Below are 16,205 nucleotides of genomic sequence, written 5' to 3'. Positions count from 1 at the left end.
AAACAGCTTGATACTTAGTGCTAAATTGCTATATTTGCATAATTAATTACTAGTGTATACGTAACGTAATAGATATGACAATGCAAATAAGAAAGGCTGTATATAGATCCTTGGCTTTCTATATACTATTCATAGTCACCTTGAGTGCAAATGCACAGCAAGGACATAAAGAGCATATTGTAGCAAAAGGGGAGACATTATATAGGATTAGTCTGAATTATGGAGTAACCATTGAGGATATCTGCCGATTAAACCCTCATGCTGCTCAAAGCATTAGAGTGGGAGAAAAGCTAATCATCCCGATGGACCAAACAAGTGACAATACTCCAAATAAAAACACTCCAATTTACCACAAGGTGGAAATGGGGGAGACCCTATACTCTATTGCTCGAAAATATGGAGTATCGGTCAATTCAATTTTATCTGCCAACTCTTCCATAAATAATGCCGATAAACTTTCTCAAGGCATCATCATTGTCATACCTCAATCTACATCCGAGAGTGGTGTCTACCGTTCTGAAGGGTCAAAGCCTTCGCCAGTGCCTACCAATGGAAGTATTACAGGCTTAATTGCATATAAAGTACCGGCTGGAGCCACAATATATAGTTTGCTCCAAGTGACTGGGTGGAGCGAAGAGCAGCTCTATCACTACAATCCTCAGATCAAGAATGGATTGAAAGCAGATGCTACAATACTGATTCCAGACAACACCCTTGCCAATAATGAGGCACTGGGAAGTCGCCCCGCATTTCCCGTAGCTAGTGGTTTTACTGTAGCACTTGCCCTACCCTTTAGCGAAGACAAAGGACGCCGATTTAGTATGTACTATGAGGGATTCTTAATGGCTCTACTTGAAGCGAAGAAGAGCGGAATGAGCATTCACCTCCATGCAGTTGATTGTAGCGACCAAAAGCTCGAAAGCTCAATAGCCGCCCTCAACGGGCTTCCGAAGATTGATATGATTTTAGGAGGCGTCTCAGACACTTCTATTGATAAGCTATCACAGATTGCAAAGGTGAAGGGAGCCTCTTACGTCATCCCATTTACATCAAGAGATTATCCTCAAGTTGCACGTAGGAACTCTAAGACTTATCAAGTCAACACCCCGCATAAAGCACTCTACAAAACGGTAGCTCAGAAGTTTATTCAAGAATTCCGCAACTCCCACATTCAATTTGTGAGGAGCAACTATGATCAAAGTAATAAGGACGACTTCATTTCGATATTACAGGGTGAATTAGACAAATACAAAGTGTCGTACAGTGAGATTGATCTAGCCCTATTCAGCAATCTAAATACAGTCAACAACCTTTCATCCCAAAGTTCCCAAGTTGTTGTGGTGCCAGATGTAGGGTCGTTGTCAGTCGCCAAGAGTATACTTGAGACGCTTAATGTTGCTAGAGACAGCCTATCAGTCACCAATATCATACCCTTCGGATATCCTGAATGGCAAACCTACTCGCACTCTCTTGGTAATGATCTGAAAGTGAATAAAGCTGTTTTCTATACTACCTTTTTTGTGGATCCCGAGAGTACTACTTACAAAAGCTTTGAAAGCCAATTTTCAAAATGGTTCAACCATGGTCTAGGCTCCACTTACCCACGCTACAGCTTGCTCGGCTATGATACAGCGAGCTTTTTCCTTGGACGCTTATCCTCAAAAAATAACAGGTCGGAGATGTCTTGGAATGGGGTGCAGAGCAAATTTGATTTCGTTAGCCGACCAGGGAATGGGGAATTCAAAAGTAACCTAGGAGTATTTTTCGTGCAATATCAAGAAAGAGGGGAGGCTAGGAGATTTTGATGAAGCGTTTATTTTTCACTACACTTACAGCACTACTGCTAGTAGCCATTGATGGTGCTGCGCAAGGTGAGCCAGAACCTTTTCAGCGCAAGTTTATGATAGGACCTACCGCTGGTGTTAACCTGAGCAACCTCATCTTCACACCTAGGGTACAACAGGGCCCCAAGATTGGCTTTGATGCAGGGCTGGTGATGCGATACGATATTGGCTACGTGTACAACCTCTCCAATGTCGTTGGAGGAATTTGGATCGAATTTGATTATTCTCAGAGAGGGTGGATGGAGAAGCCGAAAGACCTAGAGGAGCCATACAACCAGTTAGGGCTATTCTATGATCGCACGCTCACCTTCGTCAATATGCCTATAATGACCCAATTAACCTTTGGCAAGAAGGCTCTAAAGCTAACCATTGATATGGGGGCTCACTTTGGCTATCTCATTTCCGAAAGCTCTAAGAGCAATTTTGGCGACCAAAAGATACCTGGTGTCGTCACCCGCCAGCATGAGATGCCCGTTGAAAACAAGTTTGCATGGGGTATCGGTGGCGGTGTAGGCACGGAGTATCATTTTTCACATTTCGTTGCAGGTATAAGGGGTTCATACGTTTATGGACTTGGAGAGATCTATGGCAATTCACGGAGCGATTACTTTGGCAAATCCTCTGAGCAGATAATAGCGATAAAAACCTACCTACTCTATTCTTTTTAGATCATAAGGTCTTTGCCTACCACTAAATACTAGCATCCTTATTGTCGAAATATTAGAGGCACCAAATCTTTTAATTGATACCCTTGTATATTTCGATTAATATCAGTAATTTTGTAACTCATTTATCAAAATCACCTCCTTTCTGTTCCTTATGCATACGCGGAGACGGAGAGGAATTATTTATATTACATATGAAACCAGTTAATATAGAACGTCACTTAGGCTGCGACTGCTATGCTGGCAACAACAAAACCAGTGCTTATAAAGAGGTAGCAATGAAGCCTGAGCAAAAAGAAGAGATAAAGAGTAGCGATAAGACACTCCTTATTTTTGTGGATAGCAGTGATACTCGCTATAGTATCACAAACGATCTCGACCCCACCTCCACTGATATCAACGAGACCCGCAATGCCCCTTTTGGGATGCTTGTTGAGAGTAACAACACACTCTCAATCACATTAGGATGTGAAGGCACCTTACAGATATTTATGTTTGATAGGCTCTCTCATCTCTGCAGTGGCTACACTTTCAACAACTTGAGAAAATACGCTCCTATTACCATGGTTCACCGCACCATCGAAATCTATGAGCCACTAAAGCTGAGCTTGATGACCATTCATCGATTCTACCAAGATGGGCTTCAATGCGTAGAGATTATGGAGCAAAAACTAAAGGAGGTATTCTTTGTACTTGCAGGATACTACAAACCTGAAGTACTTGGAGAGCTCTTGGCACCACTACTTAGGAAAGAGGTAGACTTCAAAGAGTTCGTTATCATGAATCACTATAGAGCTAAGTCGGTCCAAGACCTAGCCGATATGCGTAGAATTGATATCCGCAAGTTCAATAAGCTATTTAAGGAGACCTTCAACGTGCCCCCATACACATGGATGCTAGACCGCAAGGCCGAGATGATTGAAGAGCGTTTGGCAGATCCAACCGTGCCCTTCAAAGACATTATGGAGGAGTTCAGATTCTCTAGTCCAAGCCACTTTACCGTATTCTGTCGTAGGCAGTTCAATAAAACCCCTTCACAGCATCGCAAGGAGCTAGTCAGAGAAGAGGCAGAGAAAAGAGCTGCTGAGAGAAGAGCCAATAATATGCATTACTACAGAACCAACTATTCTGATAAGTAATTCACATTCCATAATTAGTAAAAAGAGTGAGGTACACTGTGTAGTGTACCTCACTCTTTTTTTGTCCGAAATACTTGTATTTAGACGTTAAACCTAAAGTGCATCACATCTCCATCTTGCACTACGTAGTCCTTACCTTCGACTGAGAGCTTACCAGCCTCTTTAACCGCTTGCTCACTCCCGTAGTGGATAAAGTCTTCATACTTAATCACCTCAGCGCGAATGAATCCCTTCTCAAAGTCAGTATGAATCACTCCCGCTGCTTGTGGAGCCTTCCACCCCTTAGTATAAGTCCATGCTCGCACCTCCTGCACTCCAGCAGTAAAGTAGGTCTCCAGATTAAGCAAAGCATAGGCACTTCTAATCAGCCTAGATACCCCACTCTCCTCTAGTCCTACTGCTTCAAGGAACTCCTGGCGCTCTTCATAAGTTTCCAATTCAGCAATTTCGCTCTCCGTCTGAGCGGCAATTACCAATAGCTCAGCGTCCTCCTCCTTAATTGCCTCGCGTACAGCATCAACATACTTGTTGCCGTCCACAGCAGAGGCTTCGTCCACATTACAGACATAGAGGATTGGCTTAGCCGTCAATAGGTAGAGCTCTTTCATCGCTTTCTGCTCTTCAGGCAAATCAAAGCTAAGCGATCGTGCAGACTTTCCTTGTAGTAACACCTCACGAACTTGCGAGAGGACATTAAAGAGTACCTTAGCTTGAGCATCGCCACCAGTTTTGGCCTGCTTCTCCACCCTCTGAATGCGGCTTTCCACAGTCTCCAGATCTTTCAGCTGAAGCTCTACATCGATCACCTCCTTATCACGTACTGGATCCACCTTGCCATCGACGTGAGTAATATTATCATTGTCAAAGCACCTCAATACATGGATAATGGCATCAGTCTCACGGATATTGGCCAAAAACTTATTACCTAATCCTTCGCCCTTACTCGCTCCCTTTACTAGTCCTGCAATATCTACGATCTCCACAGTCGTTGGGACTATACGATTGGGGTGAACCAATTCAGCCAATTTATTTAGCCGATTATCTGGTACGGTAATCACACCCACATTGGGCTCAATCGTACAAAACGGGAAGTTGGCCGACTGAGCCTTTGCATTCGAAAGGCAATTAAACAGGGTTGATTTCCCTACATTTGGAAGCCCTACGATTCCACACTGTAATGCCATATTTACTTACTTTTACTCTGATTTAAACTCTCTCTATACTCTTGAAGATGTCCCATAAGATCAATAGGATTAGAGACCTTTTCGTCGCTTAGTGCCACTTGGATCACCTCCTTAATATCCTTAACATACACGAAGTTAAGTCCCTTGATATAGATATCTTTGATCTCCTCTATATCCTTCCTATTCTCTTCACACAAGATAATGGTCTTGATTCCATACCGCTTGGCGGCAAGGATTTTCTCCTTGATGCCTCCTACGGGGAGCACCTTACCCCGAAGAGTAATCTCTCCCGTCATCGCTATCTGAGGATTCACCTTACGCTGAGTGAATGTAGAGATAAGCGAAGTGACCAAAGTGATACCTGCACTAGGTCCATCCTTAGGAATAGCCCCTTCAGGAACGTGGATATGCACATTCCAGCACTCAAATAGATCCGCAGGAATATCGTACAGACTGCTATGGCTCTTAATATACTCCATAGCCAAAATGGCCGATTCCTTCATCACATCGCCAAGGTTACCAGTGATGGTAAGTTTACCCGCCGTCCTAGCTGGACTTATAGCACTCTCTACTAAGAGAGTTTCCCCTCCCACGCTAGTCCATGCGAGTCCCGTCACCACACCAGCATTGTCATTGCCCTCATACTGCTCCGACAAAAACCGTGGTGATCCTAGATACTCTTTGAGATCTTTTGGGGCAATAGTAATAGGACTACCCCCTTCAGCTACAGCATCTTCATCAGCCACCTTTCTTGCCACCTTACGCAGCAATGAAGCAATCGTCTTTTCCAATTGGCGCACACCACTTTCACGCGTATACCCATCGATCAGTGCTGCAATCGTCTTGCGAGAGATCTTCACCTGATTCTTCTTAAGACCATGACTAGCGATCTCCTTAGGCACCAGATGCCTCATAGCAATCTCCACCTTTTCCTCTAGGATATAACCACTTACCTCGATCATCTCCATACGGTCACGGAGCGGTGCTGGGATATCCCCCACATTATTGGCCGTGGCTATAAATAGCGCCTTACTTAGGTCGTAGTCTATATCAAGATAATTATCGTGGAACGTATTATTTTGCTCAGGGTCAAGCACCTCCAAAAGGGCAGAAGAGGGGTCCCCCTTGTAGTCCATCGCTAGCTTATCCACCTCATCAAGCACAAAGACAGGATTTGACGAACCAGCCTTCAAAAACCCCTTAATAATACGCCCAGGCATTGCACCGATATAGGTACGCCTATGGCCTCGGATCTCCGCCTCATCGTGCAGACCGCCGAGCGAAATCCTCACATACTTCCTATTAAGGGCATCAGCAACACTCTTTCCTAGAGAAGTCTTTCCCACTCCAGGAGGGCCATAAAGACAGATAATTGGCGACCTCATATCCCCCTTGAGCTTTAGTACAGCCAAGTGCTCCAGAATACGCTCCTTTACCTTATCTAGGCCAAAATGATCTTTATTCAAAGTCGCCTCAGCATTCTTAAGGTTGAAGTTATCCTCCGTACACTCACCCCAAGGCAAATCCAATATGGTCTCAAGGTACTGAATCTGGACACTGTAGTCAGGGCTCTGTGCCGACATTCTTTGGAGCTTAGACACCTCCTTCTCAAAAATATCACCGACCTCCTTAGACCACTTCTTAGCCTTAGCTTTTTTCAAAAGCTCCTCCACCTCAAGGTCCTCACCCCCTTGCAACTCCTCCTTAATCACCTTGATCTGCTGCTGCAGATAGTAATCCTTTTGCTGTTTATCAATATCCACCTTGGTCCTCTGGTGAATCTCATGCTTCAGCTCCTCTTGAGCCAAAGATTTATTGAGCATCCGCTGCACCTGGAAAGCTCTGGTCTTGATATTGTCCAGCATCAGCAACGTCACCTTATCCGTCATGGACTCAGGGAAGTAGACACAAGCAAAGTTGACGATACTCTCCTTATGAGTCAGCTTCATCAAAGAGGCCACAAATGGTTTTGGAGCTTCACCCTGAAGGATTAGCTGCTTCACCATCGTCTCCTTAATCAGGTCGGTCAGAGCTTCAAACTCCATATCCTCCTCAGCTGGGTGTACATCCTCAAGGAGTCGATACTTACCCATCCAGAAAGGGTCGCTCTTAGTCAACTCTGTAAGCTCCACCCTCTGTTTCCCTTGTAGGATCACCGTTACCAGATCATCATTTACCTCCAGTACCCTGATCACCTCAGCTATGGTACCGTATGGAAATAGATCCTTCATCTCAGGATCCTCCACCTCAGGGTCTTTCTGAGCCACCACAATGATATGGCGATCCCTCTTATTTTCTAAGCTATCTACTATCAGTCTACTCTTCTCTCGCGCCACCATCACAGGTATGGTCACTGCGGGGAAAAGTAGCATATCCCTCAATGGGAGCACCGGAAGCGATTTATTCAGCCTTTTGCTATTAAGACTATAGTCTGGCATAGCGTCATCATCAGGTATGATCATCGGCAATACATTTGGTATCACTCCGTTGTCCTCGTCAAAGTCATTCATATAATAATCAATATTCATCCTTTATTCCTAAAAGTAAAAAACCTCCCAATCATTTACTTAGTAGTAGCAAATAGTATGCCAATCAAAACATAAAGTCCCGATAAAAGTCCAAAGCCTCCTCCCATTGCTTACGAGTTACCTGCTCTGTCATTGGGCAACCCACCTCACTTAGCAATACCATGGTGAGCTCGGCACCCCCAGAATTTTTCTTATCCTTCAAAGCCAACTGCCACATTTCCTCATAATCATCACAAGAAAAAGCAACTCTAGGGAATCTATCTTTAGCCACCCGCACCAACTGAGAGAGCACCTGCTCCTCCAGTCCGTACCATTTATATGAAATATAAAGTGCCACAATTAGCCCCGCCATCACTGCAATACCATGTGGCAATACCTCACCACGAGATATCTTGAGTGCCTCAAGGCTATGAGCCGTAGAATGCCCAAGGTTGAGCACCACTCTTCCGCCTTCATCTCGCAGATCAGCAGCCACCACATCCAGTTTATATTGGATCACCTTCGCAATCAAGTCCGGTGCGATGACCTCAAGGTCCAAAGTCTCTTGATAGAGTTCATCACCATCTAAGAGACCATACTTTATCAGCTCCCCCTGACCACTTAGCAGTTCCTGTTTTGGAAGCGTCTCTAAAAAGGCGAGCGACACCCACACCTCATTAGGCTCATAAAATGATCCCACAAGGTTTTTAACCCCTCTGTAATCAATAGCTGTCTTGCCGCCAATACTGGCATCAATCATCCCTAGCAATGTGGTAGGGATATGTATCAGCTGAATGCCCCTCATGTAGGTACTCGCCACAAATCCACCCACATCACTTACCGCACCACCCCCCAACGTGATCAAATAGTCGTAACGAGTATAGCCAAGGTCGGCTAGAGAGTTCCATAAAAACTGAACCACCTCCAGAGACTTTGCCTCCTCTCCAATAGGTACTAGAAGAACATCTACCTGCTCATCATCAATCAATGGATAGCACTGCTCAATAGTATTGTCGTCGGCCAGTAGAGCCACCTTGTGCCTACTTGCCAAGTCGTGCACCCTTTCAGCAATGCTCCCAATATCAAGTACTAATGCTTCAGTCTTCCCCAATGAATTACAGATCTAAACTTTCAATGATTTTATCCAGAGCACCCTTCACACCACTCTTATCCCTACCTCCAGCGGTAGCAAAGTTGGGCTGTCCACCGCCACCACCTTGAATCAGTTTTCCAGCCTCACGCACCAATTGACCAGCATTAAGACCCTTTTCTACCAATTCATCAGATAGCATCAAGGTCAGTGATGGCTTGTCATTATCCACCGAGCCCAAGGCAACAACAAACTTCTTGTCCTTCAGACGAGGCTTGAGTGCAAAGGCAACATCCTTCACTAAACCTGCTGGAGCATCGAGCTGAGCGGTGATCACCTCCACACCCGACAAAGACTTTGCCGAAGTAAAGAGCTTATCCACTAATTGATGTTTCTGCTGCTCATGAGCTTGCTTCAGCTCCTTGCGCAGCTTTTCATCTTCCTCAATCAGCTTTTTCACCGCCTTTACCAGATTGGGGGCATTCTGAAGCATCTCCTGCACCTTCAATATCTTATCTTGTTGCTCAAAGTAATATTCATCTGCCCCCACCCCAGTCACTGCTTCAATACGACGGATACCAGCAGCAATAGAGCTTTCCGAGACAATTCTAAAGGAACCAATCACTCCCGTGCTAGGCACATGGGTACCGCCACAGAACTCTATGGAGTCGCCATATTTTATCACACGAACCTCCTCGCCATACTTTTCACCAAAGAAGGCCATCGCACCCATTTTTTTTGCCTCTTCAATAGGCATAGAGCGGTGCTCTTCCCTCGTGCTATTCTGCCGAATCGCCTCATTCACCTTCACCTCCACTAGGCGAAGCTCCTCTAGACTCATCTTTGAGAAGTGTGAGAAGTCAAATCGGAGTAGCCGATCACTCACATACGATCCCTTCTGCTCCACATGCACACCTAGTACCTCCCTTAGGGCATGGTGCAATAAGTGGGTAGCACTGTGATTCGCTTCAGTCTGTCGTCTCAGTTTCTGATCCACCTTCGCCTCAAAAGTTTGGCTAGGGTTACTAGGAATCTTCTCCAGCACCGAGATAGGGAGGTTATTTTCCTTGATGGTATCCACCACCTTTATCTCCTCTCCATCTTCAGTACCGACCAATACCCCTCTATCGCCAATCTGGCCACCCCCCTCGGCATAGAATGGATTGCGACTAATCACTGCCTGAATCGTTTTCACCTTATTTTGCTCAATTTCCCGATACCTCAGTAGCTCGGTCTCCACATCAAGGAAATCATAGCCCACAAACTCTTGTTCGCCAGCGTGCACCTCTACCCAGTCACCCGCAGTAATGTGCGCGGCATTCCTAGCGCGCTCCTTCTGCTTTTTCATCTCCACCTCAAAGCCCTCAAGGTCTGCACTCAACCCTCTTTCCCGTAGGATAAGGTCGGTGAGGTCGGTAGGGAATCCATAAGTATCATATAGCTCGAAGACTACCTTGCCATCTAACATTCGGCTATCACCCATCTCACGGATATGCTGCTCCAATAGAGACATACCCGTCTCTAGGGTGCGGAGGAAAGAGGCCTCCTCCTGCTTGATCACCTTCGTAATGATCTCCTCCTGCTGCTTTAGCTCAGTATAATGGTCGCCCATCGATTCGATAAGGGTCGGTATCAGGCGGTACATAAAGGGCTCGTGCTGGTTGAGGAATGTATAGGCATACCTCACCGCTCTACGAAGGATACGCCTAATCACATAGCCTGCCTTGGCATTACTTGGCAATTGCCCATCAGTAATACTAAAAGCAATCGTGCGGACGTGGTCGGCAATCACCCTCATAGCGATATCCCTCTTCTCATCCTCACCATATTTACTCTGCGACAGCTCTGCAATCTTATCAATCAGTGGGGTAAAGACGTCGGTATCATAATTACTCATCTTGCCCTGCAAAGCCATACAGAGGCGCTCCAAGCCCATACCAGTATCAATCACCTTATTAGGCAGACCTACCAGCGAGCCATCGGCCTTGCGATTGTACTGCATAAAGACAAGGTTCCAAATCTCCACCACCTGTGGGTGGTCACGATTCACCAAGCTCTTACCATCCACCTTGGCACGCTCCTCATCGCTACGCAAGTCAATATGAATTTCGGAGCAAGGACCACATGGTCCTGTCTCACCCATCTCCCAAAAATTATCGTGCTTATTGCCATCAATGATGCGCTCCTCTGAAATATGCTCAGCCCAGAAGTCGTGTGCCTCATTATCACGCACTAGCCCCTCACTCTCGGCACCCTCAAAGATCGTCACATACAGGCGGTCTTTATCGATACCATATACCTCCGTAAGTAGCTCCCACGCCCAAGCAATCGCCTCCTTCTTGAAGTAATCACCAAAGCTCCAATTACCTAGCATTTCAAACATCGTGTGGTGGTAGGTATCATGCCCCACCTCCTCCAAGTCGTTGTGCTTGCCACTCACCCTTAGGCACTTCTGGCTATCGGTCATTCGGCTATATTTGATCGGCACATTCCCCAGTATGATATCCTTAAACTGATTCATACCAGCATTAGTAAACATAAGTGTAGGATCATCCTTGATCACCATAGGTGCCGAAGGCACCACCTTATGACCCTTACTCTCAAAGAACGCCAAGTACTTCCCCCTTATTTCATTAACTGTCATCATATTAATTCAAATATAAGATCAAACGACCAAACCTTCAACTCGCAAAGATACCAAATAGTTAGCAGTTACTCTCCACAAAAATCACACTTCGCTTTAGAACTTAGCTATAAGCCTAGTCACCTAGATAATGGGGAAACGCTACTCCAAGCATTAGCTAGGTGCAAACACACATTCCTTGCCCCAAGAAGTAAGTGGACGTCTGACCAAAAATTGCGGGCAGAGATAATCTTTGACAGATACAATGGGCTTAGGGAAACTCACGAATTAATCAATGATTTCAGAACTCTTTACAACAGAATAATGACACCAGACGAAGCAAGAAAGAGACTTTTAGAATGGTGTCGGCAAGCCCTAACATTATCCAAGAAACAATTTGCTACAGTGGTAAGTACGATAAAGAACAATCTCTTTACAATAGCCAGTTATTTCCGAAATAGAGCAACAAATGCATCAGCAGAATCTTTTAATGCCCAAGTGAAATTATTCAGAACGCAACTAAGAGGGGTGGCTGATACTTCGTTCTTTATATTCAGACTTACGAAATTATTCGCATAGCTCTACCAACCTAAAATATCTGTTGACGACCAAAGTGCTTGACCACCATAACCAAGCACGCAGGTCCACAATCCATCGCATCTCGCTGCTTAATTAGGTGCATGACAAGTTGAAGCGTTTTAGAATCTGAGGTAAAAGCCGAGAAGCACCTCTAGTGGGCGAATCTGATACTCCGATGTGTAGCTCGTCAGTGCACTGAGCGATGTGTAGCCATAGGTGCGGTTATTAAATAGATTGCGAGCCGTCAAATTCGCTTCCCATCCTGCTGGCGAAGAGTACACCAATGAAGCATCCGCCAGCAGATAGTGCTTCCGTACATCTGCAGCAATCTCATTGTAATAGTGATTACCAGTCAGCTCCACACGCCACAGTTTACTTGGAATAAAAGCAAGGTCCAGCTTCTGAGCATAATTATTTCTCCGCTCAAATCCCTTACCCTCCTCTGCCTGACCGCTCTGATTATACGAAATCTCATAGAGCAGACTCGCCCAAGTCGTAGGACGCATAGAGATTTGACCAGTCAGCATCAGCATATTATAGCGGTACGGAGTCAGCTCTTTTTGTAGTAGCAACTCCTGATTACCCAACGAGTAGAGAGCATTGAATGTCAGCACACTTCTCAGCCACATAAATCCCTTACTCACACGACCATTGAGCGTCCAGCTATCACCTCTACTCTCCTGTGCTATGGGCTGCAAAATCATATAGTGATCCACGAAGTCTCGACTACTCAGATGACTGGTGCAAAAACGATTATAAGAGACCGATGCACTCGCAAATAATGCCTCTAGTGCATTGCGATAGTTTGCCGAAAGGCTCGCGTAGCCACTTTCACGACTTTCTAACTCTTCCAAGCCTAGTGATAGCGTACGATAGTTATTGAGGATATATCCGTCGTACCACTCCTGGTCATCTAGGATTTCATTACGATAGCGTGCTGTAGCAAAGAGCTTCAATCGTGTCGTTGCCTGCAGTTCCAGCCTGATATGCGGAGAGAGAGGAAAGCGATGAAGTCTAGTCGTCTTACCGCTCTCAAAGCTATATGGCGTCCAAGCAATAGGTGCCTCTATTTCGCTCTTAAAGTTCTTGTAGCTATAGCTTAGTTGATGTGTCGCATAGAACTGATAATAATTGGCTTTTACATCATTTTCTAGCGGAGAGAGCGACAACTGCAAACCACTTAATTCACTCCCCATACTTCTGTGCATTGTCGCCACGCCCAGCTTAGTGGAAAGCACCACACGACCCAATATGTAACTAAGGCTAGTTGAAGTATTGGTAAATAGTAATTGTGACGAGAAACGAGAGACGAGAGACAAGTGACTTCCATCATCGGACTTCGGACTTCCAACTACTAATACATTTGGTCGCCTCTCCCACTTTACAAACGAATTGAGTGAGAATCTACCTTTACCTTTACGCACTAGCAAGTTGAGTCTATTTTCCAAACTTTGTCGCTCCCCTCTCACTGTTTGACTATTTGGATACGTTCCAGCTGTTAGCAGTTCTATATTGTTCCACTCAAAGTTTCCCGACAACTTATTACTCAAATAGAGCTTAGGACGATTGACCAGCAGATTGACATCCACAGATAGAGTCTCGTCACGAGCTTCCGAATCCTCCTCGCTCTCAATCACTCTATTGCCATCATTGAGGAAGTAAATCATCTCCGAGCGACTCCTAGAGAGATCCGTTCGATGACTATAATTGATCTTACTCGTCAAATCTATATTCTCACCCAGTCCCCACAAGTTATTGGTACTCACCATATGCGACGGACCTTTACGAGTTCTGTTGCGATCCAGTTGATACGGCACTGATGGCGAAACCCTTATAGGATTAGAGAGCGAATACTCGCCACCAAGTGGTGAACCATCACTGTCAAAGATGAGATTGGAGCTAAATGCATTCGCACTCTTACCAGCATTGGTACTGCACCCCGTGATAAGTACTTGACTCTCCTTCTTAAATCTCATCAGAGTCGCCTGAGCATCCCAGAGCAGAGCTGGCTTAGCATCCATATAGCCACCGCCCAATGTCGCTGTACCGACCCAGCGACTTTTAGCATCCTCTTTAAGACGAATATTAATCGCAGGATTTTGAGAGAAAGAGATATCCTCTAGGGTCTTAATCGGCTGGTGATTTTCCAGCACCTCTACAGAGCCAACATCATCAGGATTAATCGTATTGGTCGCGATACCATAGCGACCACCTAGCATATCACGCCCCTCGATATAAAACTTATTAATTGCCTGACCTTGATACTTAATCTGACCGCTCTCCGACACCTCTATCCCTGGCATCTTCTTCAGCACATCAGCAAGGTTTTTGTCCTGTATCTCACTAAAGTTGGAGACGAGATAGCGAATTGTATCCCCTTGAGCCGTAATCGCTCTAGCCGTCACTTTCACCTCTTTGAGCTGAGTCGTCTGCTCACGTAGCTTTATCTCATAATAGCTCCGCCCCGCTTTTAGTTCCACACTATCCTTAGCATATCCAAGCATAGAGAAGTGTAGCCACACTCCAGATTTTGGCTCAAGTTTCAGCCTAAATTCCCCTTCATTATTCGCTCTTTTGTAGCCTATAATCCTATCCTCCCCAATTCTTTTAGCCGTAACTATAACTCCAATTAGAGGTTCTCCATTTTCTATATCTACTATCTTTCCACTTACTTGCCCAAATAGTGGTAATGTAATAAGGGAACAAAGAATAAAGAACACAAACCTATTCTCAGTCATACACTAAGTTATCTGTAGTCCTTTTCTAAAAAATCATTATGTTGAACTCCCGTGTCTGAAATTCCTAATAAGGATTGGGACTCAGCATCAGGAAGAGTTCTAAATTGGTGGCACTTTCTTAAAAATGTAAGTCTATCAATAACCTCAAATTCCTTGCGAAAGCCATAAACACCATATTCTTTGTCTTTAATTATCGGATAACTCTCCATTAGGTTAATACCAATTAAAGTAAAGTGGTAGTGATTTGCTTCATCATAAGCCTCAAAGATTAACCCTGGCAAACCACCTAGTTTCCAAGGTCCATTATCTAATGGCACCTCTGGAGTAAACCAAACAGTCCAAATCCGGCCTCTCCATTTTGTTTTCGCTTGAAACACTTTATATCCAGCGATTTCCTTAGATACATTATCTAGTAGCTCCCACTTCATTGAATGCAATTCATCTTCATATTCATATCTATAAGTAGAAAAACCATCTTGCACTATCATCGCTTCCGATCTAAAGTCTTTGAAAATAATAAATGTATTACGTTTGTGAGGAAAGCTATTAAAACTATCTCCCTTAGAGTCCTCCAAAGCCCTCATGAATCTATCTCTCCACACCCTTTTCCCATCTTGCGAATTCATTAACGAATCACTTTCATGTGTATAATAACTATAGCATTTAGAATAATTTTGACCAATATCTAGATATATGAGGTCGCTTCTTTCCATACTATGCGAAACGGTGTCAAGTTGATAGACCATATCATATTGTATACGACAATAAGCAGTATCTAAGACCTCTTGTGCATATAAAGTTAATGGCAACAATAAAACAAAAATTACAATGATTTCCTTTTTCATACTAGTCAAGGTATAATGCGTAGATTCAAATTACTAGTGCAATTTACTTATTATTTTCCAACCAGACAGCCAGTGGGCTCTTGTACCAGTGTTTTTTTTCTTGGTCTTGAGTTGATTTTCTGTACATAATTCAGTACTTGCTTATTGCAACATTCTCATTATATATAAGTATAAAGTCCGAAGTAATTTTCTAGAGAAGAGATAAGGATGCCTTTATTGTGCAGAGTCCTCATGACGGCATTGGTTATGATCCCCTTTTGTAACTGGCCAGATGGAACCTTGCTCCTGTCAGAGGTTGGAGTTAAGGCGATAAGGGGAGATCTGCGATAATCTATGATCGGTTGTTAGACATTTCTGGAACGGGGGAGAGAGATTCTTTTCTCTTGTATTTCGTTAGCGACGCGGATAAAGTGCTTGCGTGCTTAAAATAGGTTAATGTTTGTCGGGGGAGAAGGGAAGGTGGGGTGAAGTGAAGGGGTTATTGTATGGTGTTATAAACCAATGAGTTGGGAGGGTGGTTGTTGAGCCCGTATCTAAGCGATTGCTGAGCCCGTACCTAAGCGATCGGCGAGTTGCAACTAAGCGATCGGTTTGTTGCAACTAAGCGATTGCTTAGTTGCATCTCAATGGAGGCTCTTGTAGGGTGTTGGAAATCAGTGGGTTGTGAGGGGGTGCTTGCGAAGCCCTATTTTGGGTAGGTTTTTCACTTTATTTTACAGTTTTTTGTGAGCCTTATCGGACAGGTCAGACGAGTCAGGCCAATTCTTTTTCAAGCTCATATGAGAATGGCACTTCGGGCAACATTCTCGACTTGTCAGACCTGTCCGATAAGGCGTTTAGGATAAGGCGTGAAGGACCTCCGTGAGGAGGTCCGATTTGTTGTAGCCCCCTGTCGGAGGGGCGTTAGCCCCGAACGACTGGGGGTTGTCTAACGTGGCCCCCAAATCCACGACCCCTTGTGGATCGGACCACCTATCAAAATTAATCCTAG

At 44.7% G+C, this 16,205-nt stretch carries 11 protein-coding genes; 4 read left to right on the top strand and 7 right to left on the bottom strand.

What is annotated here, in order from left to right; translation table 11 throughout:
- The first annotated feature begins 74 nt into the window (after positions 1-74).
- The 3 genes from MWL85_RS03190 to MWL85_RS03180 all read left to right on the top strand — a co-directional run bounded on the left by MWL85_RS03190 (position 75) and on the right by MWL85_RS03180 (position 3,648).
- A complete protein-coding gene (locus tag MWL85_RS03190; protein ID WP_244401390.1) occupies positions 75-1,805 on the top strand; it encodes a LysM peptidoglycan-binding domain-containing protein in 1,731 nt (576 codons plus the stop codon).
- On the top strand, positions 1,805-2,512 hold the full coding sequence (locus MWL85_RS03185; RefSeq protein ID WP_244401389.1) for a porin family protein: 708 nt from the start codon (positions 1,805-1,807) through the stop codon (positions 2,510-2,512). The genes MWL85_RS03190 and MWL85_RS03185 overlap by 1 nt, the downstream gene beginning before the upstream one ends.
- A gap of 191 nt (positions 2,513-2,703) precedes the next feature.
- Positions 2,704-3,648, top strand: a complete 945-nt coding sequence (locus MWL85_RS03180; RefSeq protein WP_244401388.1) for a helix-turn-helix domain-containing protein — start codon at positions 2,704-2,706, stop codon at positions 3,646-3,648.
- A gap of 80 nt (positions 3,649-3,728) precedes the next feature.
- Here MWL85_RS03180 and ychF read toward each other — a convergent pair whose 3' ends face one another.
- From ychF to alaS, 4 genes are all read right to left on the bottom strand, one after another.
- The gene (gene ychF, locus MWL85_RS03175) at positions 3,729-4,832 is read right to left on the bottom strand and encodes a redox-regulated ATPase YchF (protein WP_244401387.1); all 1,104 of its coding nucleotides are present in this window, start codon (positions 4,830-4,832) and stop codon (positions 3,729-3,731) included.
- Between the two features lie 2 nt (positions 4,833-4,834).
- Positions 4,835-7,360 (bottom strand): endopeptidase La, encoded by a 2,526-nt coding sequence (gene lon / locus MWL85_RS03170; RefSeq protein ID WP_244401386.1) that lies wholly within the window; start codon positions 7,358-7,360, stop codon positions 4,835-4,837.
- Positions 7,361-7,424: 64 nt separating this feature from the next.
- Entirely contained in the window at positions 7,425-8,450 is a 1,026-nt protein-coding gene (locus MWL85_RS03165; RefSeq protein ID WP_244401385.1) for a 3-dehydroquinate synthase, read from the bottom strand.
- A gap of 4 nt (positions 8,451-8,454) precedes the next feature.
- Positions 8,455-11,076 (bottom strand): alanine--tRNA ligase, encoded by a 2,622-nt coding sequence (alaS, locus tag MWL85_RS03160; RefSeq protein WP_244401384.1) that lies wholly within the window; start codon positions 11,074-11,076, stop codon positions 8,455-8,457.
- Between alaS and MWL85_RS11620 the strand changes: the two genes are divergently transcribed.
- Entirely contained in the window at positions 11,017-11,631 is a 615-nt protein-coding gene (locus tag MWL85_RS11620) for a transposase (protein ID WP_353888330.1), read from the top strand. The genes alaS and MWL85_RS11620 overlap by 60 nt on opposite strands.
- A 10-nt stretch (positions 11,632-11,641) precedes the next feature.
- Here the strand turns inward: MWL85_RS11620 and MWL85_RS11615 are convergent, their stop codons facing one another.
- From MWL85_RS11615 to MWL85_RS03150, 3 genes are read right to left on the bottom strand one after another with little or no spacing between them, the layout of a single operon-like run.
- Entirely contained in the window at positions 11,642-11,734 is a 93-nt protein-coding gene (locus MWL85_RS11615) for a cysteine peptidase family C39 domain-containing protein (RefSeq protein ID WP_353888329.1), read from the bottom strand.
- Positions 11,735-11,750: 16 nt separating this feature from the next.
- A complete protein-coding gene (locus tag MWL85_RS03155) occupies positions 11,751-14,369 on the bottom strand; it encodes a carboxypeptidase-like regulatory domain-containing protein (RefSeq protein WP_244401383.1) in 2,619 nt (872 codons plus the stop codon).
- An 8-nt stretch (positions 14,370-14,377) separates the two neighbouring features.
- A complete protein-coding gene (locus MWL85_RS03150; RefSeq protein WP_244401382.1) occupies positions 14,378-15,214 on the bottom strand; it encodes a GLPGLI family protein in 837 nt (278 codons plus the stop codon).
- Positions 15,215-16,205: the final 991 nt, after the last annotated feature.

Origin of the sequence: Porphyromonas somerae (assembly GCF_022845615.1) — a bacterium.
Lineage (GTDB): Bacteria > Bacteroidota > Bacteroidia > Bacteroidales > Porphyromonadaceae > Porphyromonas_A > Porphyromonas_A somerae.
The sequence above is the reverse complement of the archived record's forward strand: the minus strand, read 5'-3'. Positions and strand labels throughout refer to the sequence as shown.

Excerpts from the sequence above, each read along its gene's own strand:
- MWL85_RS03190 (WP_244401390.1), top strand. The coding sequence starts at position 75 with ATGACAATGCAAATAAGAAAGGCTGTATATAGATCCTTGGCTTTCTAT.
- MWL85_RS03185 (WP_244401389.1), top strand. The coding sequence starts at position 1,805 with ATGAAGCGTTTATTTTTCACTACACTTACAGCACTACTGCTAGTAGCC.
- MWL85_RS03180 (WP_244401388.1), top strand. The coding sequence starts at position 2,704 with ATGAAACCAGTTAATATAGAACGTCACTTAGGCTGCGACTGCTATGCT.
- ychF (WP_244401387.1), bottom strand. The coding sequence starts at position 4,832 with ATGGCATTACAGTGTGGAATCGTAGGGCTTCCAAATGTAGGGAAATCA.
- lon (WP_244401386.1), bottom strand. The coding sequence starts at position 7,360 with ATGAATATTGATTATTATATGAATGACTTTGACGAGGACAACGGAGTG.
- MWL85_RS11620 (WP_353888330.1), top strand. The coding sequence starts at position 11,017 with ATGACCCTTACTCTCAAAGAACGCCAAGTACTTCCCCCTTATTTCATT.
- alaS (WP_244401384.1), bottom strand. The coding sequence starts at position 11,076 with ATGATGACAGTTAATGAAATAAGGGGGAAGTACTTGGCGTTCTTTGAG.
- MWL85_RS11615 (WP_353888329.1), bottom strand. The coding sequence starts at position 11,734 with ATGCACCTAATTAAGCAGCGAGATGCGATGGATTGTGGACCTGCGTGC.
- MWL85_RS03155 (WP_244401383.1), bottom strand. The coding sequence starts at position 14,369 with ATGACTGAGAATAGGTTTGTGTTCTTTATTCTTTGTTCCCTTATTACA.
- MWL85_RS03150 (WP_244401382.1), bottom strand. The coding sequence starts at position 15,214 with ATGAAAAAGGAAATCATTGTAATTTTTGTTTTATTGTTGCCATTAACT.